This window comes from uncultured Gemella sp., assembly GCF_963525875.1.
Lineage (GTDB): Bacteria > Bacillota > Bacilli > Staphylococcales > Gemellaceae > Gemella.
Genome location: NZ_CAURMG010000025.1, coordinates 1 through 23,954, shown reverse-complemented (window position 1 = coordinate 23,954; position 23,954 = coordinate 1). Strand labels below are relative to the sequence as shown.

Below are 23,954 nucleotides of genomic sequence, written 5' to 3'. Positions count from 1 at the left end.
CTATTTGTACATTTTTATTTTATCAAAACTGTACATTCTTATTTTATCATTTTCATTATTGAAGTAGAAAAGGCTCTCTACACACTCTTTTATAGAGTACCTGAGATGATGGGTACGCCGTCCATCCTTTAAGACTCCTGTCAAAAAGTAAAAGAACATTCTTCGGAGTGTTCTTTTATTTTTTAAGATAAGTATTTCACAGATAATATGGTTTTGGAGATATTTATTAAAAATCTTATAATATAAACTTATATTAGAGTCACCTTAGTACAAGAAGTAACATATAGCATATAAATATGATATAATATTTATAAAATCAGAATAATAAAATATGAATCAAGTTTTTAGAAGATAAAAAGATAATAAATCATACGAGGGGGTTATTATACCTGGGGTATGTAGTAATTCAAATGAAAAAAATTTTGTTAAGGGGGGCATACGTCATAATGAAAATACTTGAGGTTCTAAATGAGTTTTATGGTAATTTTGAGTTCACTAAAGAAAAGTGGAATGAAAAATACGAAGGTACCCTTATCAAAATAAAGGAAGAGCAAGGCTATAAAAGATGTCGCTTGGCAAAAAAAAACACCAAAAAAAGAAGGATATTTTACTGTCTTTTGGAAAAAAGACTCAAGAAATAAAAACATTCCATATACTAATGAAGATCTAGGGAATGAACTCGTTATTGTTGTGATCGATAACGATAAAAGAGGACTTTTTATTATTCCAAATGATGAGGCTATCCGTAAAAAAATTCTCTCGACAAAAGACAGCAAAGGAAAAATGGCTATGAGATTTTATCCATCTTGGTGTACGGATTTAAATAAAACAGCTCTAGAAGCACAAAAATGGCAATTGAAATTTTTTAGAATAATTGAATCATAAGAATAATTTTTGGTGCTCTTGGCGAAAAATATTGATGAAATCTTTAGTGGATTCATATATACGCAAACGATTTGTTTTTTATGTTTGATAAGAATTTCACTGTTAATGTCATTTTTAAGATATTTATTAAAAATCTTATAATATAAACTTAGTTTAAAGTCACCTGAGTACAATAGTTAATATATATCATAGAAATGTGATATAATATTTATAAAGTCAGAATAATAAAATATCAACAATAAAGTCAGGAGGAATTTATTATGATAGATGGATTAAATAAAATTTGGAATAAATTTCTTAATTTTTTAGAAGATAAAAAGATGTATAAATCATACAATGGAGCTGTAATCTCTGGAGTATGTAGTGGTTTAAGTGAAAGATTTGGAATAAGCGCTAGTTTCTTAAGAGTGCTATTCTTATTAGCGAGTATTTTCTCGTTCGGTAGCCCAATATTGATATATATACTGTTATCGATAATAATGCCGGTAAAACCGATGAAAGAAAATTACAGAAAATCAAGTTACATCGATGGACGTGCTTGGGAAAAGTAATATAAAGAAAAGTTCTAATTGATCAACTGTCAATTAGAACTTTTTATTTATTTCACTGCATCGATAAATCTAGCTGCTATTTCTTTAGGTCGAGTGATAGCTCCACCTACTACTACACTGAAAGCCCCAGCATTATAAGCCGCTTTAGCATTCTCAGGGTAGTGGATACGACCTTCTGCGATGATTGGAACAGAAATAGTTTCAGATAATTTTTTAATAAGGTCTAAATCCACCTCATTTGGTCTATCTTTAGTGTTTTCAGTATAACCACTTAAAGTAGTACCGACAAAGTCAATCCCTATGTTAGCTGCATTTACACCTTCTTCAAAAGTTGCGATATCTGCCATTAAAACAATATCAGGATACTTAGATTTGATTTCAGCAACAAAATCATTAATTGTTGTTCCATCAAAACGAGGACGTAAAGTGCAATCTAAGGCGATTATTTCACAACCTGTTGCTACAAGTGCATCTACTTCTTTCATAGTAGCTGTGATAAATTGAGACATACCCTCGTAACTTTGTTTAATAATTCCGATAACCGGTAGATCTACTGTTTCTTTAATTTGAATAATATCAGTAACACCTTGAGCACGAATACCAACAGCTCCAGCTTGTTTAGCCGCAAGAGCCATAAGTTTCATGATGCCACCATCTTCAACATATAGTGGTTCACCTGGTAAAGCCTGACAAGAAACGATAATTCCGCCTTTAATTTGGTTTAAGATTTTTTCTTTTTTATTCATAGTTAACTCCAATCAGAGCTTAATCTTTAATGGTTAAGCTATAGTATTTGTAATTTATATATATTTTTACATATTCAAAAATTTTACCATCTGCAAAGTAAGTGTACCTATCGAACTCAAAACACGGTTCGTCTGAGATATACTTAGCGATTTCTTCAGGAGTATCAACTATAACTTGCATAGTTTTTTCAGATTTTTCTTGGTGAATATCAATACGATATTTTTTTCTAATCATAGTAGCAAGCTCTTTAAAACTGTCGATGTCGTTAATATTAACATCAGGTAAATATTTAAGCGGGATATAGTTAGTTTGATGAGCCCAAACAATATTACCGATATATTTAATACGAGCAACTTTCAGAAGTTTTTGATTTTTTAATTTTAATTTATTACAAAGTTCTTTATCTTGAATAATTTCAGCTTCGACAACCTCAGCGTGTTCAGACACTGATTCTTTAAAGTGTTTATGGAAGTTATTATTTTCTGTGACTAAAACTTTCTTATTAACTAAAGTCTTATTTACGAAACTTCCCTTACCTTGAATCCTAAAAATATATCCTGCAGTTTCAAGTTCGTTAAGTACACGTACGGCAGTAGTACTACTAACATTATATATTTCTTTTATCTCTTTTTCTGTGTAGAGTTGTTCACCTTCTTTAAAAATACCGGTTTGTATCTTTAAGATGATGTCATTAATAATCTTTTCGTATTTTTTCAAGTTGATCCCTCCCTGACTAATAATTTATAAAAATATGTTTATTAAAATTTAATGTGTTAATTTAAATTTATATTATCATTAAAGCAGAATTTTGTAAAGAAAAAAATTAGAAATTTGTAAAAAAAATTAAACGATTACAAATAGAACGAAGCTATTAATTATGATGTCGGTAAAAAGTAGCTTATTATATGTGAGAAAATAAAAAGAACTGCCGAAGCAATTCTTTTTAACATTCTATTTTTCTACAAATGGGCTAATAGCTCCATAAAGAGCAGCATCATTTCCAAGTTTAGCTGCTAGGAATTTAGTTTGGTTATTTTCGATTGGGTGAAGTTCACGAACCTTAGCTTCAAGTTTATTTAATAAATAATCACCTTGAGCAGAAACGGCCCCACCGATTACGATGTATTTAGGATCTAAGATACATAGTAAGTTAACAATACCACGAGCAAGCTCGAATAACCACGCATCTAGCACTTTTAAGGCACTAGTATCTTCACGTTTGCAAAGATCGAAGAATTCGATAACACTTAACCCTTCATACATCTCAGCCTTAATTTTTCTATCTAATGCGATAGTAGAAGCACGTTGTTCATAAGTAGTTTTAGTATCGAAATCATAAACAGATTGTCCAATTTCCCCTACACCGAAGTTAGATCCGAAAGGTAGACTGTTTAGATAGTAAGCACCACCGATTCCAGTTCCTAATGCCATACAGAATACTTCATCTAACCCTTTAGCACCACCAAGCCATTGTTCACCAAGTAAAGCACAGTTTACATCGTTATCAGCGTAAACAGGAATACCTAGTCTATCCCCGAAATCACGTTTAAAGTTAGTTCCAAGATAGTTTTTAATAGTTGGAGCAGAACGGATTACTTCCATGTGAACATTGTCAATAACACCAGCTGCAGAGATACCAGCAGCAGTGAAGTTGTAAGTTTCTCGGATTTTACTAGCGATTCTAAACATCTCGTCAGTGATTTTTACAGTAACATTGTCAGGTGTTTTACAAGTTTCATAATGTACAATCTTATGATTGTCATCAAAAATAGCAAATTTTATACTTGTACCACCAATATCAATACCTAATAACATAATATACCTACTTTCTAAATTAAGATTCAATATCTTTAATTTTGTTATTTTCTAAATTTCTATACAACGATATATTACCATAAAATTAATTTTTTGAAAACAATTTCCTGAAAAAAAATTACAACTTATTTACTATATAAAGAATACTAATTGGTGTATAATGAATATGTATTTATTAAAATTTATGGAGGAGAAAATGGATAAAATAGTATTTTTAGAACCTGTATTTTGCGAAAGAATATGGGGAGGTCGTAATTTAGAAAAATTTGATTTTTCAATTCCACAAGGGAATATAGGGGAAGCGTGGGTTATTGCAGCTCATGATAATGGTAGTTCAAAAATTACCAACGGTTCACTAGCTGGTTTAACACTGAAAGAAGCATACGAAAAACATCCTACATTATTTACCGAAAAAATTTATGACAAGTTTCCATTATTAATAAAAATTTTGGATGCAAGTGATAACTTATCTGTTCAAGTTCATCCAGAAGATGACTATGCGAAGGTAAATGAAAATGGAGAGCTAGGAAAAACAGAATGTTGGTACGTACTAGATGCTAAAGAAGATGCGAAGTTAGTATATGGACATACTGCAAAAACACATGAAGAATTCAATAGTAAGATAGACGCTGAACAATGGGATGAATTATTTATTGAAGAGAAAGTTCAAGCGGGAGATTTCTTCTACATACCAGCAGGTACGCTTCACGCTATAGGAGAGGGTATTCTTATATACGAAGTTCAACAAAATTCAGATACAACATATAGAGTTTATGATTATGATCGTGTAGACAAAGATGGAAATAAGAGAGAATTACATATAGAGAAAACAAAAGACGTAACAAAAGTTCCATTTGAAAAAGTAGCGACTAATCCAAAAGAAGAAAAAGTAGGAAAATCAACTATAATTTACCTAGTAGATGAGAAGTATTTTTCAGTCTTCAAAATAAATGTACTAGAACAGATTGTTATAGAAAAAAATAAAACAGGAAACCTATTTACAGTTCTTGAAGGTCATGGAAGTGTTGTAATAGAGGGGATTAAACACAATGTTAAAAAGGGAGATAGTTTCATATTAACAACTGAGTGCGATAGCTATATACTAGAAGGAAATATGTTTTTAATAGGAAGTTACGATAGATAAAATAACAATAAATAAGTAGATTGTAAGATTATGTCAATCTACTTATTTTTATTTAATTAGATACTTTTAATGTATTAAATAGGAAAAGGTGGTATAGACAAACAGCTTAAAAATCGTGATAATACAAAGGAAAAGAGGTAAGTTGTAAAACATTAATAGACACATTAATAACGGCAACATTTAAAAGGTTTTCAAAAAAATAAAAAAAATCATTTTTCCTATTGACAAATATCGGAAAACGTTTTACAATATAAGTGTACTAAAATTTAATGTGTTAAATAAATACACGAAATTTAAAAAATAAAAAAACAAATAACGGAGGTTATTATAATGAAAGATTTAAAAGGAATTTATTCGGCTTTACTTATTCCATTTGACGAAAATGGTGAAGTTAAAGAAGAGGGGTTAAAACAAGTTATAGAACACAATATCAACGTAAGTAAAGTTGATGGTCTATACGTAAACGGAAGTAGTGGGGAAAACTTCTTATTAAACACTGCTCAAAAGAAACAAATCTTTAAATTAGTAAAAGATGTAGTTGGAGATAGAGTTAAACTTATTGCTCAAGTAGGTTCACTAGACTTAAACGAAGCTGTAGAATTAGCTAAATACGCTACAGAATTAGGATATGACTCATTATCAGCTGTTACACCATTCTACTACCCACTATCATTCAACGAAATCAAACACTACTACAAAACAATTATCGATGCTACAGATAACAGCATGATTCTTTACTACATCCCATTCTTAACAGGGGTTAAAATCAGCTTAGATCAATTCGCTGAATTATTCGAAGATGAAAAAGTTATCGGTGTTAAATACACTGCAGCTGATTTCTATCAATTAGAAAGATTCAGAAAACGTTTCCCTGATAAACTAATCTGGTCTGGATTTGATGAAATGTTAGTTCAAGCTGCTATTACTGGAGTAGATGGAGCTATCGGTTCAACATACAACGTTAACGGACAAAGAAGTAAAGAAATTTTCAGACTTGCTAAAGAAGGAAAAGTTGCAGAAGCTTATGAACTTCAACACAAAGCAAATGATGTAATCGAAAAAGTATTAGAATTAGGATTATACCAAACTCTTAAAGAAATCTTAAAAGTTAAAGGTATTGATGCAGGAACATGTAAAAAACCTATGAAATCATTCGACCCAGCTAAATTAGCAGAAGTTGAAAAACTTGTAAAAGATTACGACCTATAATTTTTAATAATCACGGAGTAAAAAACGAATAACTACGGACTAAATTTAGGGGAATAGGAAGAGGAGAATCTCTCCTCTTTCCTAAATAGAGAAATCTTTCCATAATAAAAAAATATTATTAAACAAAAACAACAAAATAGGAGGGGAGTACCATGGACAAAGTAGGATTTGGTACACTTAACAGTATAGTATTAGGAGTTTACTTAATAGCTATGCTAGCAATTGGGGTGTATTTCACTAAAAAAGCAGGTGAAAGCACGGATGAATTCTTCAAAGCCGGAGGGAACATTCCATCTTGGGCAGTAGGATTCTCGATTTATGCAACAACATTATCAGCCATTACATTTATGGCTACACCGGAAAAAGCATTCAACGGAGACTGGACATATGCAGCTGGGAACTTTTCAATTATCGCAATTATTCCTATCTTAATCCACTACTATGTTCCATTCTTTAGAAAACTAAATGTAACTACAGCGTATGAATATTTAGAAGAACGTTTCAATCCTAGTGTTCGTGTAGTAGGAAGTGTGTTATTCTCACTATTCCATATCGGACGTGTAGCTATCGTTATTTATTTACCAACAGTTGCCATTACATCGGTATCAACACTTAACCCATTCTTAGTATGTGCGGTAATCGGATTGCTTTGCGTAGTTTACTCATTCTTAGGAGGGGTTGAAGGGGTTATCTGGACAGACGTTATCCAAGGTATTATTTTACTTGGAGGAGCTGTTTTAGTAATCATCTTAGGAGCATACGAAGTAGGTGGATTCGGACACATCACTCATGACGCTTTAGCTAATGGTAAAATTATAACTGCTGAGAAATTTAACTGGTCATTAACTGCATCTACTATTCCAATTATCTTCATTGGATCAGTATTTAACAGTTTACAACAATATACTGCTTCTCAAGACGTAGTACAACGTTATAGCACAACAGAATCAGTTGAAGAAACTAATAAATCACTTTGGACAAACGGATTATTAGCATTCATCTCTATTCCAATTTTCTACGGAATGGGAACAGTTCTTTACAGCTTCTACAAAGGTAGCCACGCTGTAACTAAATTACCAGACTTCATGAACGCTGAAGTAGTAGGTAAAGCAGCTAACACAACAGCTTTAGTACCTTACTTCATCTTAACAGCATTACCAGCAGGTATCGCTGGATTAGTAATCGCAGCTATCTTAGCAGCTGCTCAATCAACTATCGCATCAAGCTTAAACTCAATTTCAGCTTGTATCACAGTTGATATTAAACAACGTTTCTTCGGACTAAGTAAAGATGCTAAACAAGACGTTCTATTAGCTCGTGTTATCATCATTGTAGCAGGGGTATTAGGAACAATCGCAGCATTATACTTCGTAAACACTAACCAAAAAGAAACTTGGGATTTATTCCTTAAATATATCGGACTTCTAGGAGTGCCTTTAGCTGGTACATTTGCACTTGGTATCTTCACTAAACGTGCAAACGGAGCTGGAGCATTATTAGGATTATTAGTAGCAGGGCTTGTATGTTGGTACATCCAAGACTTCACAACTTATGCTAAACAAAGTCCATTTATCTTCTCAGGATTCTCATTCTTAAGTGCATTAGTATTCGGTTATATCTGTAGTTTCTTCTTCAAATCTACTAAAAATATCACTGGACTTACTATTCACACTAAAGATCAAGAATACGTAAAAGATGTGAAATAATAAATTAAGCCCTTAAAGTATAAATATAACAAAAAAGCAGCCCTAATACAAAAGGGGCTGTTTTTTCTAGGTAGGGGATAAGACTAAAAAAGGGTACTAAAAATATAAAAATTAGAAGTAGTTATTGAGATACTTTTATTAAGAGAGTATAATTTAACTGAAGAAACTAATTATGAAAATAAAAGGAGGATATTTTATGGATATTACTAAATATTTGGGAACTTGGAAAAGACCGTTAGACTTCGATTCATATTGGGATAGAAAGTTAGAATTTATTAATAATGTGCCTTTGGATTATGAATTGATAGAGACGGAATTTTCGAATTTTGATGAAGTGAAATACTACGATTTATATTTTAAAAGTTATGATGGAGCACGTATCTATGCGAAATTTATAAAACCTATGAGTGATAAAAAAGTACCAGCCTTGTTTTATTTTCATGGTTATCCAGGGTGTAATCGAAATTGGTTTGAAAAAACAGCGTACGCCTCGTTAGGATATGCGGTCTTTGCGATGGACTTTCGAGGTCAAGGTGGAAGAAGTCAGGACATAGGAGGTATTCAAGGAACTACGGTTGCTGGTCATATCGTCGCAGGTGTCGATGACGAGTTAGATAATATGCTTTTTGTTAAAAATATTCTTGATATGTGCTTACTTATTCGTATTGCAAAGGATATTGAAGGAATAGATGAGAATAATATAAACTGTGCAGGTGGCTCACAAGGCGGTGGTTTTGCAACAATATGTGCAGGATTAAACGATATAAAAAAATGTGTGATTCTCTATCCGTTTTTATCAGATATGAAAAAAGTATATGATCTTGATTTAGATTTAGTAGCTTACGAGGGGATTCGTTATTATTCACGTTGGTTTAGTACAACAGGAGAAAATGACGAAAAACTATTCGATAGATTATCCTATATAGACGCAAAAAACTTTGCTCAAAGAATAAAGGCAAAAGTGCTATTTGGAGCTAGTAATATTGATGTTATATGCCCGATAGAAACTCAATTTGCAGTGTACAATAATTTATCTTGTGAAAAAGAGATGATTTTATACAAAAAGTATGGTCACGAAAATATACCAGATTTCAATACTAAAACAGCGAGATTTTTATTAGAAGATTAAAAAAAAGAAGTGACTATTAAACTAAAATATAGAAGATTCGTTAGGAGGATAAAAAGAGATGAAATTAGATAAAAACAGAAAATTTGAATACAATCTAAATAAAATTCCTGATAAACATCCAAGGTTGGATTACTATGAATTAACGTACACAGCAGTTGATGGTTCAAGAATTTATACAGAGGTGATGACTCCCAAAGGAAAAACTAGAGGGATATTTGTAGAAATACCAGATTATAAGGCATTTCCAAAAGATTATTTGAACCTAGGACGATACGCAATACTAGACTATGCGGTGGCTTCGTTACATGTGAGAGGGCAAGCAGGACAAAGTGAAAATAGACAAGCAGCTTCGATATATTTCCCATTTTTGAACAACCAAAACGAAGAGTTGTATTATAATTTTGTCTATCAAGACGTAATAGACTTAATAGCAGTATTGAAAAAAGAATTCCCTGAGTTAGAAATTAATGTTCTAGCAATAGGTCAAGGAGCAAGTGCTGGCTTAGTTGCGGCGGCAGTAACAAAAGATATAGCGAACTTATTTATATCAAATGCTCAAAACATCGATTTTCCAACCATTTTTAAAGAAAATACAGATGTAGGAGTTTATGAGGCTATTCGAGATTATAATCGTAATTACCCTGAAAAAGAAGATTATATGTTAAGTCGTTTAAACGAAATAGATATACTAAATTATGCAAAAGAAGTAGAAGCAAAAGTTTATTACGGCTATTCCCACTTAAATGTGAGAACACCTGAAAAATGCCAGGATAAATTATTGGATTCATTAAAGAACAAAGAAATTATTCACTATAGAAAATTTGAACACGAGGTACTCCAAGAACATTTCTTCGATGAATTTGTTTTAAGAGAGTTAGGGAAGTAGCGATAAAAATACGATGTAATTGACGTAGATATATGCTTTAAGAAGGCGAGAAAATGAGATTAGAAAAAGAAAGAAAAATAAATTATAAGGTTAGTATTGAAAAAGACTATCCTGAGCTGCAAAACTTAACTATAGAATATAATGCAATAGATAATTCAAAAATTTATGCTGAAATTGTCGTAAAAAAAACAAAAGCCAGAGGAATAATATTAGAGATACCAGATTATGAAAAGGTGCCGAATAATACTATTAAACTTATGAAATATTGTGCTTTAGGTTATTGTGGAGCGACACTTCATGTTAGAGGAGATAGAGGAAGAAGCGAAAACAAACAACCAGCGTCGATATATTTTCCATTTCTAACAAATAATAAACAAGAGGGGCTATATTACAACTATTCCTATCAAGATGCGATCGATTTAGTGAATATTCTAGTAAAAGAATGCCCAGATTTAGAAATCAATATAGTTGCTAAGGGGCAAGGTGCGGCGATAGCACTAGTAGCTTCAGCAATTTCTAAAAAAATATCTAGGCTATTTATTTCAAATATCCAAAATGCTGATTTCAAATACATTTTTGATGAAAATCTTGATGTCGGAGTATATGACAGTCTGCGAGAATATAATCGCAACTATCCAGAAAGAGAGGAGTATTTACTAAAAAGATTAGAGGAAATAGACGTGTTAAATTATGTTGAAGATGTAGAAGCGGAGATTAACTTTGGCTATTCGTCATTAGAAAATGAGAAGAATATTGTTATTAACAAAAAGATAATTAATTTGTTTAAAGAAAAGAATGTTACAATTTTCCAAAGTGAAGAGGGTGATCTTCATGAGTGCATTTTAGAGGCGTGGTTGATGGAAAGTACGCAAAAAGATGATAAAAAATAGGGGATATGTTAAAAAAATCCGAGTCTAGTTATTTACAGTACATTTGTATGAATAACCATAAGGTTAGCTACGGTGACTGCATAACTAAAAGACTCGGATATTTTTATTATTTAAGTTTTTCTAATTCTTTAGTAAGGGTTTCTTCATTTACAGATCCAGCGATTCTAGTCTCGAATGTACCGTCACTATTGATTAAAATGTGAGTAGGGAATGAACGAATTGCGTAGTTTATGATGAAGCGGTCGTTAACATCGAAAAGAACAGGATAAGTTGCACCAAGTTCTTTCGCTTTTTTTAGAATTACATCTTTACTTTTATCCTGAGGGCTTTGGTTTTTGAATTCTGCATCATTAGGAGAAGTCATTGATAAAAATACATAGTCTTTATTGTTTTTGTATTTTTGATATACTTTTTCTAATTCTGGAATTTCTCTCATACATGGACCGCACCAGCTAGCCCACATATTTATATAGACTTTTTTACCTTTAAAATTACTAAGTTTTACAGTTTTTCCATCTTTATCCATCGCAGTGAAGTCAAAAGCTTGGGTAGGTTTAGTTTCACTAGATGAAGTAGTTGAAGTTTGCTTGTTAGTCTCTTCCTTTTTCTCGGTAGAGCTAGAACATGCACTCAAGATTAAAGCACTGCTAAGAAGAGTTGTGCTAAGTATAGACAATTTTTTCATATTAAATTCCTCCAATTAAATAGCAAGTTTATGAAAAATAACGAGTTAATGTAACAAATGATCCACTTAGTATTAAAATACCGATTAAAATAAGGATAATACCAGAGATGATTTGCGTATATTTAAGTATATTAGTATGTTTTTTGAATAGATTCAATAATTTTGAAGCGAAGAATGCAACAAGGATAAATGGTAAAATAAACCCTAAGCAGTACGCAAAAATTAATAAGAAACTCATGACACCAGTGTGGCTAGAAGCGTATAAGAAAACACTCGCTAAGATAGGTCCAATACAAGGTGTCCAAGAAAAGCTAAAAGTGAATCCCATTAAAAATGCAAGAATCGGAGTAGTTTTATTTCCTTTTCTCTTCACCTTATTCTTTATTGAAAATTCCTGTTTTAAAAATCCAATTTTAAATACCCCAAGTTGTAATAATCCCATAAAGATAATTAAAACACCGCTGACGATTTGTAAAGTTTTGATATTCTCATTTAAGAAAATACTAATAAAACTAGTCGCAAATGCTAGGATAAAAAATGTAGAGCAAATACCCAAAACAAAAGAAAGAGTATTTGTAATAGTATTACGTTTGTTAAAAGTTAGTTCTCCATGTTCGTTCATCTCTTTTTTTCCTGCAAGAATACCGATATAAATTGGTAGTATTGGTATTACACAAGGTGAAAGAAAAGAAAGAAGCCCCTCTAAAAAGACAAGAATCATCTTTAACGCAGAACTAGCTGTATTAAAATCTGTCATAAAACCTCCCAGATAAAAAATAAAAATTACAGAATTACTATATTATAAAAACGTTTGAAATGCAATTAAACTGCTTATAAAATGACCTAAAGATTACGAAATAAATCTAATGTAACAGAGAGTTATCGTTATTATTACAAAACTGTTACAAAGCTTGAAAAAACTACTAATCGCACATATAATGGTAGTATGTCAAGATTATACAGAAGTTCGGTCGTAGCCCGAACGAAGTCAATGACGTTTATAGTTTAGGAAATAGTAAAAGAAATTAAAGATTAGAAAATAAAACAGTATTTATAAATGGATAAATGAGTCGCTTGACTCGAACCTAATTTAAGGAGATCAAAATATTATGAGTAAATTACAAAAATTAGTAGCCGCAACGGCAATCGTTTCGACAGTAGGTGTTGGATTATCTCAAATCGCTGACGCTGATACATATACAGTAAAAAAAGGTGATACTCTTTGGGATATCGCAGTAAACAACGGTACAACCGTTGAACAACTTATGCAAGATAACAACTTAACAAGTTCATTAATCTTCCCAGGAGATAAATTAACTTACAATACAACAGTAGCTCAAGTAGCTCAAGCTAAAGAACAAGGATACTACACAGTAGTTTTAGGAGATACTTTAGGAAAAGTTGCTGACAGATTTGGAGTTTCAGTAGACGAACTAGTTAAATTAAACAATCTTTCAAACCCTAACTTAATTTATGTAGGAACAGTATTAAAAGTTGATGCAGGTGCAGCAAAAACTGCTGAAGTAACAGTTCCAAAAGCAACTGTTGTAGAAGACACTGCAGAAAAAACAGTAGTAAAAGTTGACCCAGTTCAAACAGTAGCTCCAAAAGCTGCAGTTACACCAACAGTAGCACCAGCGACTACTCCAGCTCCAGCGAAAGTTGAAGGAAAAGCAGCTACACCAGCAGCGCCAGCAGAAGCTAAAAAAGAAGTAGCAGCTCCAAAAGCAGAAGTTAAAGCTGAAACAAAACCAGCTACAGCTACACCAGCAGTAGCAAAAGTAGCGGATAAACCAGCAGCTACTCCAGTAGTTGCAACAGCAGCTCCAACGGTAACAGCCCAAGCAGCAGCACCAGCTGCAGCAGCAACAACTCAAGTTGCATCTTCAAACAAAGGAGCAGCAATCTACCAAGCAGCATTATCTCAATTAGGAGTTTTCCAAGATTGTACAATGCTAGTAACAAACGCTCTTAAAGCAGTAGGAATCAACTTCCACGACTGGCCAGCAGGATACATGAGCCTAGGAACTGTAGTTCCAGCATCTCAAGCTCAACCAGGAGACTTAATCTACTATGCAAACGGTGGAATGGGATTAGCTCATATCGCAGTTTACGCAGGTAACGGACAAGCTATCCACGGTGGATGGTTAGGAAACCAAACAGCTCTTAACACTGCAAATGTAGGTAGCGGAGCAGTTTACATCCGTGTTAAATAATTAGAAAATGAATAAAAAAGGGGGTGACTCTAAAAAATCGATTTCCACGAAATCATGATTTTAGAGTCACTCCCTTCTATTTAAATGTTTGAAATTAATCGAAATCTCCCCAGCAGCTAGTTCTCTGTGTACCGTCGTGAGTTCCTATTGCCATATAGTGGCGCTCATTTGAATAAGAAACATAACTAATCCAAACAAATCCTTCTTTGATAACATAGCTGTCATAAAATACCTTTTCTCCCTTATAATAGGTGTTGACTACTTTTCCGAGTTTGCTAGGTTTATTCCTAACATTGATAGACGGTACATTTACAGTAAAACGTCCATTCTCAGGTACGCGGGTCCACTCTTCACTAGAATCATAGCTAGGTCTAATAAACCCCGCAAGGTAAGTATCATCCCTACTCATAATACGAGCTATACCTCCACGTTCAGGTGTTCCATCAACGTTCTGCTCTACAGAAGTTATAAGTCCGTTGTTGACCTCGATAACAATACCGACATGGCCATAACTATCCCAATCTCCCCAATGCCATATTGCTATATCCCCAGGTGCAATATCAGTGTCTCCTTTAAAGTATCTTCTCCAGCCAGGAGGAATAGGATTAGTTAAGTAATCGATGGCATTGCCGTATATTTGAAAATCTGCGAAATTCTTTACATACGCCATAGTAAGATCAACGCATTGCGCACCGTACATACCATCCATATCAATCCATTTATACACATTATCTTTTGCCCAGTTTACCATTGTTTGTTGACTTGTCATAATATTTACTCCTTATATAATTCTACTTTTTAATATCTAGGTTTAACTTTGTTTCTATAATACGTGTGAGATCAGTTAAACTTTTACCTATACTTTGAAGAGTATTATCCAACTTTAATAAGAAAAATACCGCAACAAAAATAGGGAAACCTACAGTATTAATAAAATTTAGTATATCCATAAAAAAGGTGCGGTATAAACCGCACCTCCCTCCCTTCTATTATTGAAGTTCGCTAGCTTCACGAGTGACGTAAGTAGCTTTTTTAAAAGCTGATAAAACACGTTTTTCATTGTTTAAAACTTTTGTTTCAACAATTTTTTGAGCAACAGCCTCTACAGTAGCTTTACTTAAATCATCTTTCGGATGTGAAATCGCGATGTGATAAGTTTTTTTATTTTCAGTTGTGAAATAAATGTTTAATTTTTTTTCCATAATATAATCTCCCTTCTAAATTAGACAAGTTCTTTAATGTTGATAGTCACAGTGTCGATAGTTTTAGAAACTAATTTTTTTAATTCCTCTCCAACCTCTTTTAACGTATCATCGTTAGCAGTTGGATTAACATCGAAATGATAACTTTTAATAACCTGTTTTTGACCTTTAGCTTCACTGTAGTTTAAGTGTAATACTTTTTTTAGTAATTTCATTATATGAATCTCCTTTTTGTTTAAATATTTTTCGTCTTTGGCCTCTGACATTATATATATCGAAAAAACATAGGGAATTTTTTCACGAAAAACGAAAAAATTAAAAAAAATTAAAAAAAGTTATTTCATCAGGAATTGTTAAGGGTATGTTAAAAATATATAAATAATAATTAAAAAAGTAGTGGAAATATAACTGAAATAGTATTATAATATATTAGAAACAAAGGAGGGAAATACCATGAAAGACAATAGATTACTGAAAGTATTATGGGGAATAGTATTAGCTATATTTTTATGTAGTGCGTTATTCGTAGGGATTAGCTATTTCACTGGTGGTGATAGCTCTAGTAAGAAAAAAGACGAAGAAACAACATCGACATCTAAATCAAAAGATAAAGAGAAAGAGAAAAACAGCTCAAAATCTAAAACTAAAGAAAAAAGTGATGAAGAAAAATATAGAGAAAATAAAGAAAATGGAAATACTTCATCATCTTCTAACAGCGCTAAATCAGAAAATAACAAACCAGCAAGTAACAACGCTGCCGTAAACAATACACAAAACTCTAACAATAATACAACAAACAATACGGCGAATACTTCAAATAAAGAAGATAAAAAAGAAGTTACTGAAGCAAATGGTGGGGCAGTGGCGCCGGGAACATTTAGTAGCACTGATGCAGCAAAAGCATATGCAAATGAAGAAATCAACCGCTTAGCAAAAGAAAACAAAAAAGGATACAGTTATACATTAGAAAGAAATAACAAAGGCGAAGTTGTTGTTAAAATAACACAAGGATAAAATAGAAAGCTCATAGAGTCCTAAAAAAATAATCTTTGAATTATAAAAGGTTATAGTTTGTAGAGACTCTGTGAGTTTTTTACATTAACAAAAAAATTCTTATTTATCTGAGGTGTAAAAGATTAAATTAACAAAGAAAATCTACGATGTAAAAGTGATGATAAAAATCTTTAAATCTTAGCAAAATATACAGATAAGTGGTATAATATAATATAAGTATAAAAAAGGAAAAGGAATCATGAAAAAAAATAAACTTACTAAGATTTTGTTATATATTGTGATTTCACTTGTTTTAGCAGGGGTTATCCTTTTAATATTTAGTTATTTTGGAAGAGAAGAGGAAGTTAAAAAAACAGATTCTTCTCAAAAGGATAAGAAACAAGAGCAAGTAGATCGTAAAAAAGAAAAAGAAGAAAATAAAGTAAAAGAAAATGAAAAAGAAACAGAGAATGAAAACAAGGTTTCAACAACGCTAGAAAAGAAAGGACAGGAGACAGAAGGTAATACTCAAAATAAATTCGCTGCCAATGAAAATGCCCAAAGATCTGCTGTGACAGAAATCTATAAAGGTAAAAAACTATCAGAATCAGAAGGTGTCGGTACTACAGGAAAAGTATTCAAATCTCAAAAAGAAGCTTTAGACTACGGTAAAGCAGAGATTAAGAGACTAACTGATAACGACAAGAAAAAAAGACAATTTTCGATAAGTAAAGTAGCTGCGGATGATGGAAGTCTAGTAGGATGGACTGTAGATATTTTTGAAGATAATAGTGTAGAAAAAGTAGATGTAGATTCAAAAAATACTACTGACGAAAAGAAATCAAAAGAATAAAAGAAACATAGCGAGGGGGTTGCTTAGTATATGCTAACGGTATCTAATATATTAAGTGGTCGAACTCGCTTGCTTTTATATAGAAATTAAATGAAGTTGAAAATGTGAAAAGAGAGGTGAAAAAATGAGAATAGGTATAGTTGCGGAATTTAATCCCTTGCACAGTGGTCATAGATATTTGATAGAATGTGCGAGAAAGATAGCCAATAAAAATAATGGTGAGGTCATTTGTGTAATGAGTGAATTCTTCACGCAAAGAGGAGAAGTCGCTATTGTCGATGGTTATGCTAGAGCTAAAGAAGCTGTAAGATGTGGTTGTGATTTAGTAATTGCTCTACCGTATTTAGGAAGTGTGGCATATGGTGACGATTTTGCAAAAAAAAGTATCGAAGTTCTGGCAGGGGCAGGTGTAACACATCTTATCTTTGGAACTGAAAACGAAGATATAAATATTTTCCGGGAAATATATATAAAACAAAAAAACACCACACAAGAAGACTATAAACAGCTTATAAAAAAAGGTTATAACTATGCAAAAATAAATAGTGAATTATACGGTTTGGAAAAAAATAGTCCGAATTTTAGTTTAGCATACAGTTATTACAAAGCTATTAAAGATGCTGGTTTAGATATAGAACTGTTACCTGTGAAAAGAAAAGGACAGGGGTTGAATGGTACAGAACTGAGTGAATTTGTACATCTTAGTGCGACAGCTATAAGAAAAAATATTAATGACAAAAAAATCGAAAAGTATCTTACGAAAGAAATGCTAACAGATCTAAAAACAGATGAAATAATAACGGAAGATAACTTGTTCCCTTTTATAAAATATAAAATATTATCTCTTGGAAAAGATGGGATAGAAAAAATTTACGATGTAAGTGAAGGTTTGGAAAATAGAATTTTTGAAGCGGCGCTTAAGGTTGAAAATTATAGTGAATTAGTAAAAACTATAAGCACAAAAAGGTATAGCAACAAGAAGATTCAAAGGATACTTTTGCACATTCTCACTCACACTACAAAAGAAGATTTTAAAAACTATTTTTCAACAAAAAACTACAGGGTGCTAGCTGTGAAAAGAGCATCAGCACCGCTGATACGTGAGATTAATAAAGAAGGAAAAATTACACTTAATCCTCTGTTAAATAGTAAAAATAGTATGCTTTTCAAACAAGATATAAAAGTAGCAAGAATATATGAGATGTTAAAAAAAGGTGGAGACATTTTTAGAGAAAATGTGAAAATCATAGATTAATGAAAAACTAGAAATAGGGGAATAATTACCTAGAGAAAGATTAGGGAAAAGAAAATTTGGGATGTGAGACTGATTAGGTATAACATAAGATTGAAATTCCTCAAAAATCCTAAATTGTAAAAAAGTATATAAGAGAAATTACTGTGCGAGGGTGACTCGACAAAATCGATTTCTACGAAATCACGATTTTTGAGTCACTCCTTTTTGTTTTTAATTAATGAATTTTAGTGTTGAAAAGATCGAGAATTAAATTTAATGAAGAAGAATTATTGTCAATTTTTTATAGAATGAGAAAGTTTGTATACTAAATCTGTATATTCGGTTATGGTTGTTGTTTTAGTTGACAAATAATGTGTTTTATTGATGTTATTAATAGAAAAAATATCATGCATAGAGTATAATGAAGGTAGGAATTAGCGGAGATTATGAAATTTTTTTAAATAAATAGGGGGATTCAAAATGGAAAATATAAGAAATAAAGATGCACGTCCAATGATGGATTTAGTAGCAAAAAAAGTATTTAGTAATAGTAGTAGATAAGGTAAAGATTAATATAAAAAAGTTTTAAATTAATAGTTAAACGCAGTGGTTTATTAACATCCAAATTCGCTTTAAAAGCTTTTTGGATGTCTAATAAACTGTGTGGGGTCAATTCGACAAAATCGATTTCTTCTACGAAATCACGATTTTTGAGTTGTACCCAAAAATGAAAAAAGCTGAAAAACTCGAATCTAGGAGAAATCTTAGGTTCGAGTTTTTTTGTATAGATAAAATGTTTTAATAAGAATAGTTTAATGGTAAATAATTAAAAATTATAGGTGCATGGATAGAGAGTGTGGTGTTTTTATATTAAATATTTAATAAAAATCTTTCACAAATTCCCTTAATTTGTTTGTGTAATATGTATGCAGTGGTTAGTGAAATATTTGTAACTTCTGCTGTTCTTTTAATATCCAATGTTTTTATAAACTCACAGAAAAATTTTAATTCCTGATTGTTTAAGGTGTTTTTTAAATACTCGAACACCTGTATATACAAATACACATAATTATAATCAGTTGAGTCTAATAAACTATTGTTAAAAACATCTAGAGGAATACTTTTGTTTTTATTTCTATAACGAATTTCATCAGTTAATTTTCTTTTGATTGTAATAAAGGCAAAGCGATCAAAATCTTTTTCGTTTATTACGCCATCATTTAAAATAAGAAAACTAACTATTTAAGTAAAATAGAAACCGATTTACAATGTTAAAATGTTATTTTTGGATAATTATTATCCTAAATATATTCATAATAATTAGAATTTAAGGTTCTCTTAAGGTACTTTGTGTATACTGTATGTTATGAAAAATTAACTTATATAAAGTAAGTTATATAATCGCATATAATTACGGTTGTAATCAACTTTTTAATAAAGAGATTGTGTGAAATGTAACTTATGAAAATATAATAAAAATTTTTAAAAATAATATTTAGTTTATATAGTAGTTTATCAATACTTACTTCCTTGATATAAACATTGTTGTATCAAGGTTAAGGTGGGATTTAACCACTAGAAAAAGTCCTAAAAAAAGATATAATTTATAAATACATATTACTGCTTATTGTAATAGGGAGAATTTATGAGGTGTTATGTTAGACTTTATAGAGGGAATTTGATAAACTTAACGTAACTATATCTATATAAAAGTATGTAGTTTTATAGTTAAAATTAAGAAAAACTATTTATTTTTAAAAGGATAATAATAAATATATAAAAAATGTATTTAGGAGGAGAAAATGGTAGGTAAAAATAATCAATATTTAAAAAATGCCAAAGAAGGAACAAAAGTAGAATCATACTCAATAAAGAAATTTAAAGTAGGTACGGCATCAGTTGTAATCGGTGCGAGTATCTTTTTTGGTGCGGGAGCAGTAGCGCAAGCTAGTGAAGAAGTATCGAACAACACAACAGCTGACAACACAACAAACGCTGGAGTAAAAGAAACAGTACAAGAAGCACCAGTAGCGGTAGCTAAACCTGTAGAAAAAGAAACTACAAAAGAAGATGTAGCTGCAGCAGTAGCGGCAAAACTTGGTGGGGAAACTGCTAAAGAAGAAGCTAAAGCTTTAAACACGACGCAACTTGCAAACTACATCGCAGAAATTGAAGCAAAACTTGCTAATGGTTCTTATGCTAACAAAACTGAAGAGAGTGTTGCGGTATTAAGTGCAGAATTAGAAGCTGCGAAAGCAACATTAGCTAGCGCAACTACGCAAAAAGAATTATCACAAGCGTATGGTAAACTTGTTACTACAGCTAACACTAAATTAAAAACTAAAGTTGTAGAGAAAAAAGAAACTCAAGCTGTAGATACTACAAATGGTCAACCAACTGTAGGGAAAAAAGCTGAAAACACTGAAAAGAAAGCTGACACAAACTCAATTGAAAATACAGGTTCTAAAGACCCACGTAATGGAAAAGCGTTAGATAAAAACAATGCATTCCGTACAGACTTAGCAGAAAAAGTTGATGAAGCACCATTAACAGAAGCTGAACAAGCTGATCACTGGAAAAAATATGCTGAAAAAAATACAGAACGTTTAAGACACCAAATTAAATGGTTCGATATCACAAGTAAAACAGCAGTCGTTGAAAATCTTGGTGACGGTGGAAAACTAAAAGTTGGAACGAAGTTCAAACAAGAATTGACTCCTGGGTATGTTGTGGAAATGGAAGTTACTGCGTTAAAACCATTTAACTCAACTGACGTTTATAAAGAACGTGGTGGAGCAGGATATGATGCGAATGCTAAAAACGTTTATTCAGATGGAACTGAAGCAGAAGTTAAAGTTGTTCGTCAAGGTGGATATTCTGTTGCGAAAACAAATGGAATTGATACAGGTGGTACGACAGTAATCCAATCTGTAAAAAATGGAGCAAACGTTGGGGTAGAATTTAAAGTTAAAGCGACTTTAAATGGGAAAGAAGTACCAGCGAACGTTGTATTTGCAACAGGGGAAGAAGCAGGTTCATCTGAGATTGAAATCTACAAAACTGATGGAGATGGATTCGAATTAGTTACTGAATTATCGAATACAAACTACCGAGTGCCAACTGCACGTTCTTATACTGCAGAATCATACGATAACCGTTATAACTTAAGTCCAGTAGGAAACGGTCAAAGTCGTCAATTAGGACAATCTTACTCTATCGAAGGAAGAGGAAAAATAGCTTTTGAACCATTTATCGCTGATAAAGCAAAAGGGTTCCGTTCAACAGAAATTACAGAAGATACAGTATCAACTGTAACAGATAAAGATGGAAAAAATTGCTGAAAAAATTAAAGCAGTAAATCCAGATGCTAAAGTAGTATTTGACGAAAAAGGAAACGCAACAGTAACAACAAAAGATGGAGCTGTAGCAACAATTCCAGCATCAGACCTAGTGAAAACAAATAATGACTTAACAGATCCAGCTAAACAAGATGCGGTTAAGAAACCAGCAGATAAAACACTTGTTAAGACCCCAGATAAATTAAGTCAAGAAGAAAAAGATGCCATTAAAGCAGCTGTAGCAAAAGTAAATCCAGAAAATACAACAGTAGTTGTAGATGACAAAGGAAATGCAACAGTGACAACACCAGACGGTAAAACTGAAGTAATTCCAGCATCAGACCTAGTGAAAACTGCAAAAGAAGCTGAAGGTGCAAATGCAGGAAACAACATCAACAAACCAGCGGATAAAGTTTCAGCAACACCAGCAGATTTAACTGGAGATAAGAAAGACGAAGTTAAAGCTAAAATTCAAAAAGCTGTAGAATCAGTAAACCCAGGTGCAACTGTATTCGTAGACGATAAAGGAAACGCAACAGTTACAACACCAGACGGTAAGACAGCAACAATCCCAGTCGAAGACTTACTGAAAGATCCAGCAGCTAAAGAAACTCCATCAGCAGGAAACAAAGTAAATACTCCAGCTGAAAAAGCACTTGTAGATCCAGCAGTATTGAATGATCCAAATGCAACATTACCACAAGATGTTAAAGATGCTATTCAAAAAGCTGTAGAATCAGTAAATCCAGGAGCAACAGTAGTAGTAGACGACAAAGGAAATGCGACAGTAACTGTAACAAATCCAGATGGAACTAAGGCTACAGCAACAATCCCAGCTTCTGATTTAGTGAAATCAAATGCTAAAGAAGATTTAGAAAATGCAGCTAAACAAGATGCAATTAAGAAACCTATCGATCAGACAGTAGTTGCAGATAAAAATGCTTTAACAGAGCCGGAAAAAGAAGCCATTAAAGCTAAGGTTCAAGAAGTAAATCCAGGAGCAACCGTAGTAGTTGATGCTAATGGAAATGCAACAGTCACAACACCAGAAGGTAAAACAGCAGTAATTCCAGCGGATGATTTAGTGAAAACTGCAGATGAAGTATTAACGGATCCAAAAGCAGGTAATGTCATCAACAAACCAGCTGATAGAGAATTAGTGGCGGATAAAGATCACTTAACTCCTGATGATATCCAAGCAATTAAAGATAGAGTTGCAGCAGTTAATCTAGGAGCATCTGTATACGTAGACGATAAAGGAAACGCAACAGTAACTACTAAAGATGGACAAACTGCAACAATTCCGGTAAATGATTTAGTGAAGACAGAAGCTGATAAGAATACAGCAAATGCTGGTAACAAAGTAAATACTCCAGCAGATAAAGTATTAGTGAAAGACCCAGCTAAATTAACTGCTGAAGAAGTTGAAGAGATTGAGAAGAAAATCAAAGAAGTAAATCCAGGCGCTGAAGTAGTATTTGACGACAAAGGAAATGCTACAGTTAAGACTAAAGAAGGTAACATTGCAACAATTCCAGCATCAGACTTAGTTAAACCAAAAGCAGATTTACTAGATCCAGCTAAACAAGATGCAGTTAAGAAACCAGCTGACAAGACTTTAGTGAAAAATCCAGATTCATTAACTCCAGAAGAGAAGAAAGAAATCGAAGCTAAAGTTAAAGCAGTTAATCCACCAGCAGACGGGACAACTGTATTTGTAGATGACAAAGGAAATGCAACAGTCACAACGAAAGACGGTAAGACTGTAGTTATTCCAAAAGATGATTTAGTGAAAACTGAAGCAGAAGCAGCTAACGAAAAAGCTGGAAACAACATTAACAAACCAGCAGATAAGGTTTCAGTGAAAGATAAAGATCAATTAACTGAAGACGATAAAAAAGCAATCGCAGCTAAAGTTAAAGCAGTAAATCCAGGTGCAACTGTAGTAGTGGATGATAAAGGAAATGCAACAGTTACATTGAAAGATGGTAAATCAGCTACAATTCCGGCAACTGATTTAGTTAAATCACCAGAAGATGCAACTAAACCAAATGCTACAAACAAAGTGAATACACCAGCTGATAAAGTAGTTGTAAAAGATCCAGATACTTTAACAGATACTGATAAAGAAGCTATCACTAAGAAAATTCAAGAAGTGAATCCAGAAGCTAAAGTAGTATTTGATAAATACGGAAATGCTACAGTAACTACAAAAGATGGAGCAGTAGCAACAATTCCAGCAAAAGATTTAGTGAAGACAGAAGCAGATGCAGCTAAACCAAACGCAGGAAATGATGTAGTTAAACCAGCAGATAAGACTGTAGTAGCAAATCCAGAACAACTAACAGATGCAGAAAAAGAATCTGTTAAGAAAGCTGTAGAATCAGTAAATCCAGGTTCAACTGTAGTAGTAGACGACAAAGGAAATGCAACAGTAACAACTAAAGATGGTAAGACAGCGGTAATTCCAG

General features: G+C 32.4%; 23 protein-coding genes and 1 pseudogene. 15 read left to right on the top strand and 9 right to left on the bottom strand.

Going from position 1 to position 23,954, the window contains the following annotated elements:
• The first annotated feature begins 446 nt into the window (after positions 1-446).
• The 3 genes from RWQ73_RS05660 (at position 447) to RWQ73_RS05650 (ending at position 1,436) form a co-directional block, all read left to right on the top strand.
• Positions 447-641, top strand: a complete 195-nt coding sequence (locus tag RWQ73_RS05660) for a hypothetical protein (RefSeq protein WP_314407204.1) — start codon at positions 447-449, stop codon at positions 639-641.
• Complete coding sequence (locus RWQ73_RS05655) at positions 559-885, top strand: MepB family protein (RefSeq protein WP_314407205.1); 327 nt, start codon at positions 559-561, stop codon at positions 883-885. Before RWQ73_RS05660 ends, RWQ73_RS05655 begins: the two co-directional genes overlap by 83 nt.
• Positions 886-1,145: 260 nt before the next feature.
• Complete coding sequence (locus RWQ73_RS05650; protein ID WP_314407202.1) at positions 1,146-1,436, top strand: PspC domain-containing protein; 291 nt, start codon at positions 1,146-1,148, stop codon at positions 1,434-1,436.
• Positions 1,437-1,483: 47 nt separating this feature from the next.
• On the opposite strand, the gene RWQ73_RS05645 is transcribed toward RWQ73_RS05650, so the two are convergent.
• The 3 genes from RWQ73_RS05645 to RWQ73_RS05635 all read right to left on the bottom strand — a co-directional run bounded on the left by RWQ73_RS05645 (position 1,484) and on the right by RWQ73_RS05635 (position 3,998).
• Positions 1,484-2,182 carry an N-acetylmannosamine-6-phosphate 2-epimerase gene (locus RWQ73_RS05645; protein WP_314407201.1) on the bottom strand — a complete coding sequence of 233 codons (699 nt, stop codon included), beginning with the start codon at positions 2,180-2,182 and terminating at the stop codon, positions 1,484-1,486.
• A gap of 19 nt (positions 2,183-2,201) precedes the next feature.
• Positions 2,202-2,900, bottom strand: coding sequence for a GntR family transcriptional regulator (locus tag RWQ73_RS05640; protein WP_314407200.1), 699 nt, complete (start codon positions 2,898-2,900; stop codon positions 2,202-2,204).
• A gap of 234 nt (positions 2,901-3,134) precedes the next feature.
• Positions 3,135-3,998 (bottom strand): ROK family protein, encoded by an 864-nt coding sequence (locus RWQ73_RS05635; protein ID WP_314407198.1) that lies wholly within the window; start codon positions 3,996-3,998, stop codon positions 3,135-3,137.
• Positions 3,999-4,194: 196 nt separating this feature from the next.
• Between RWQ73_RS05635 and manA the strand changes: the two genes are divergently transcribed.
• From manA to RWQ73_RS05605, 6 genes are all read left to right on the top strand, one after another.
• Positions 4,195-5,142 carry a mannose-6-phosphate isomerase, class I gene (manA, locus tag RWQ73_RS05630; protein WP_314407196.1) on the top strand — a complete coding sequence of 316 codons (948 nt, stop codon included), beginning with the start codon at positions 4,195-4,197 and terminating at the stop codon, positions 5,140-5,142.
• A gap of 330 nt (positions 5,143-5,472) precedes the next feature.
• Complete coding sequence (locus RWQ73_RS05625; protein WP_314407194.1) at positions 5,473-6,351, top strand: N-acetylneuraminate lyase; 879 nt, start codon at positions 5,473-5,475, stop codon at positions 6,349-6,351.
• Between the two features lie 152 nt (positions 6,352-6,503).
• Positions 6,504-8,057, top strand: a complete 1,554-nt coding sequence (locus tag RWQ73_RS05620; protein ID WP_314407192.1) for a sodium:solute symporter — start codon at positions 6,504-6,506, stop codon at positions 8,055-8,057.
• A 196-nt stretch (positions 8,058-8,253) separates the two neighbouring features.
• Positions 8,254-9,186 (top strand): alpha/beta fold hydrolase, encoded by a 933-nt coding sequence (locus tag RWQ73_RS05615; RefSeq protein ID WP_314407190.1) that lies wholly within the window; start codon positions 8,254-8,256, stop codon positions 9,184-9,186.
• 58 nt (positions 9,187-9,244) lie between these two features.
• Positions 9,245-10,072 carry an acetylxylan esterase gene (locus RWQ73_RS05610; protein WP_314407188.1) on the top strand — a complete coding sequence of 276 codons (828 nt, stop codon included), beginning with the start codon at positions 9,245-9,247 and terminating at the stop codon, positions 10,070-10,072.
• Between the two features lie 53 nt (positions 10,073-10,125).
• Positions 10,126-10,962, top strand: coding sequence for an acetylxylan esterase (locus RWQ73_RS05605; protein ID WP_314407186.1), 837 nt, complete (start codon positions 10,126-10,128; stop codon positions 10,960-10,962).
• Positions 10,963-11,068: 106 nt separating this feature from the next.
• Here RWQ73_RS05605 and RWQ73_RS05600 read toward each other — a convergent pair whose 3' ends face one another.
• Together RWQ73_RS05600 and RWQ73_RS05595 are read right to left on the bottom strand one after the other, a co-directional pair.
• Positions 11,069-11,647: a TlpA disulfide reductase family protein gene (locus tag RWQ73_RS05600; protein WP_314407183.1), complete on the bottom strand. Its 579-nt coding sequence runs from the start codon at positions 11,645-11,647 to the stop codon at positions 11,069-11,071.
• Positions 11,648-11,675: 28 nt separating this feature from the next.
• The gene (locus tag RWQ73_RS05595; protein WP_314407182.1) at positions 11,676-12,404 is read right to left on the bottom strand and encodes a cytochrome c biogenesis CcdA family protein; all 729 of its coding nucleotides are present in this window, start codon (positions 12,402-12,404) and stop codon (positions 11,676-11,678) included.
• Between the two features lie 352 nt (positions 12,405-12,756).
• Here RWQ73_RS05595 and RWQ73_RS05590 point away from each other — a divergent pair, with 352 nt between their 5' ends.
• Positions 12,757-13,863, top strand: a complete 1,107-nt coding sequence (locus tag RWQ73_RS05590; protein WP_314407181.1) for a LysM peptidoglycan-binding domain-containing protein — start codon at positions 12,757-12,759, stop codon at positions 13,861-13,863.
• A 94-nt stretch (positions 13,864-13,957) separates the two neighbouring features.
• Here the strand turns inward: RWQ73_RS05590 and RWQ73_RS05585 are convergent, their stop codons facing one another.
• The 4 genes from RWQ73_RS05585 to RWQ73_RS05575 are packed head-to-tail and all read right to left on the bottom strand — an operon-like array spanning position 13,958 to position 15,280.
• Entirely contained in the window at positions 13,958-14,632 is a 675-nt protein-coding gene (locus RWQ73_RS05585) for a CHAP domain-containing protein (RefSeq protein WP_314407179.1), read from the bottom strand.
• Positions 14,633-14,654: 22 nt separating this feature from the next.
• Complete coding sequence (locus RWQ73_RS08000) at positions 14,655-14,813, bottom strand: YvrJ family protein (protein ID WP_399541090.1); 159 nt, start codon at positions 14,811-14,813, stop codon at positions 14,655-14,657.
• Positions 14,814-14,852: 39 nt separating this feature from the next.
• Positions 14,853-15,065, bottom strand: coding sequence for a DUF2922 domain-containing protein (locus RWQ73_RS05580; protein ID WP_314407177.1), 213 nt, complete (start codon positions 15,063-15,065; stop codon positions 14,853-14,855).
• 20 nt (positions 15,066-15,085) lie between these two features.
• Positions 15,086-15,280 carry a hypothetical protein gene (locus RWQ73_RS05575; RefSeq protein WP_314085002.1) on the bottom strand — a complete coding sequence of 65 codons (195 nt, stop codon included), beginning with the start codon at positions 15,278-15,280 and terminating at the stop codon, positions 15,086-15,088.
• A gap of 238 nt (positions 15,281-15,518) precedes the next feature.
• Between RWQ73_RS05575 and RWQ73_RS05570 the strand changes: the two genes are divergently transcribed.
• The 5 genes and pseudogenes from RWQ73_RS05570 to RWQ73_RS05550 all read left to right on the top strand — a co-directional run.
• Entirely contained in the window at positions 15,519-16,079 is a 561-nt protein-coding gene (locus tag RWQ73_RS05570) for a hypothetical protein (RefSeq protein ID WP_314407176.1), read from the top strand.
• Positions 16,080-16,317: 238 nt separating this feature from the next.
• Positions 16,318-16,911: a sarcalumenin gene (locus tag RWQ73_RS05565; protein ID WP_314407174.1), complete on the top strand. Its 594-nt coding sequence runs from the start codon at positions 16,318-16,320 to the stop codon at positions 16,909-16,911.
• Between the two features lie 124 nt (positions 16,912-17,035).
• Positions 17,036-18,166, top strand: a complete 1,131-nt coding sequence (locus RWQ73_RS05560; RefSeq protein ID WP_314407172.1) for a nucleotidyltransferase family protein — start codon at positions 17,036-17,038, stop codon at positions 18,164-18,166.
• A gap of 1,781 nt (positions 18,167-19,947) precedes the next feature.
• The gene (locus tag RWQ73_RS05555; protein WP_314407171.1) at positions 19,948-21,486 is read left to right on the top strand and encodes a YSIRK-type signal peptide-containing protein; all 1,539 of its coding nucleotides are present in this window, start codon (positions 19,948-19,950) and stop codon (positions 21,484-21,486) included.
• Positions 21,470-23,954, top strand: a pseudogene (locus tag RWQ73_RS05550) (hypothetical protein); the annotation flags it as partial. The gene RWQ73_RS05555 and the pseudogene RWQ73_RS05550, both read left to right, overlap by 17 nt.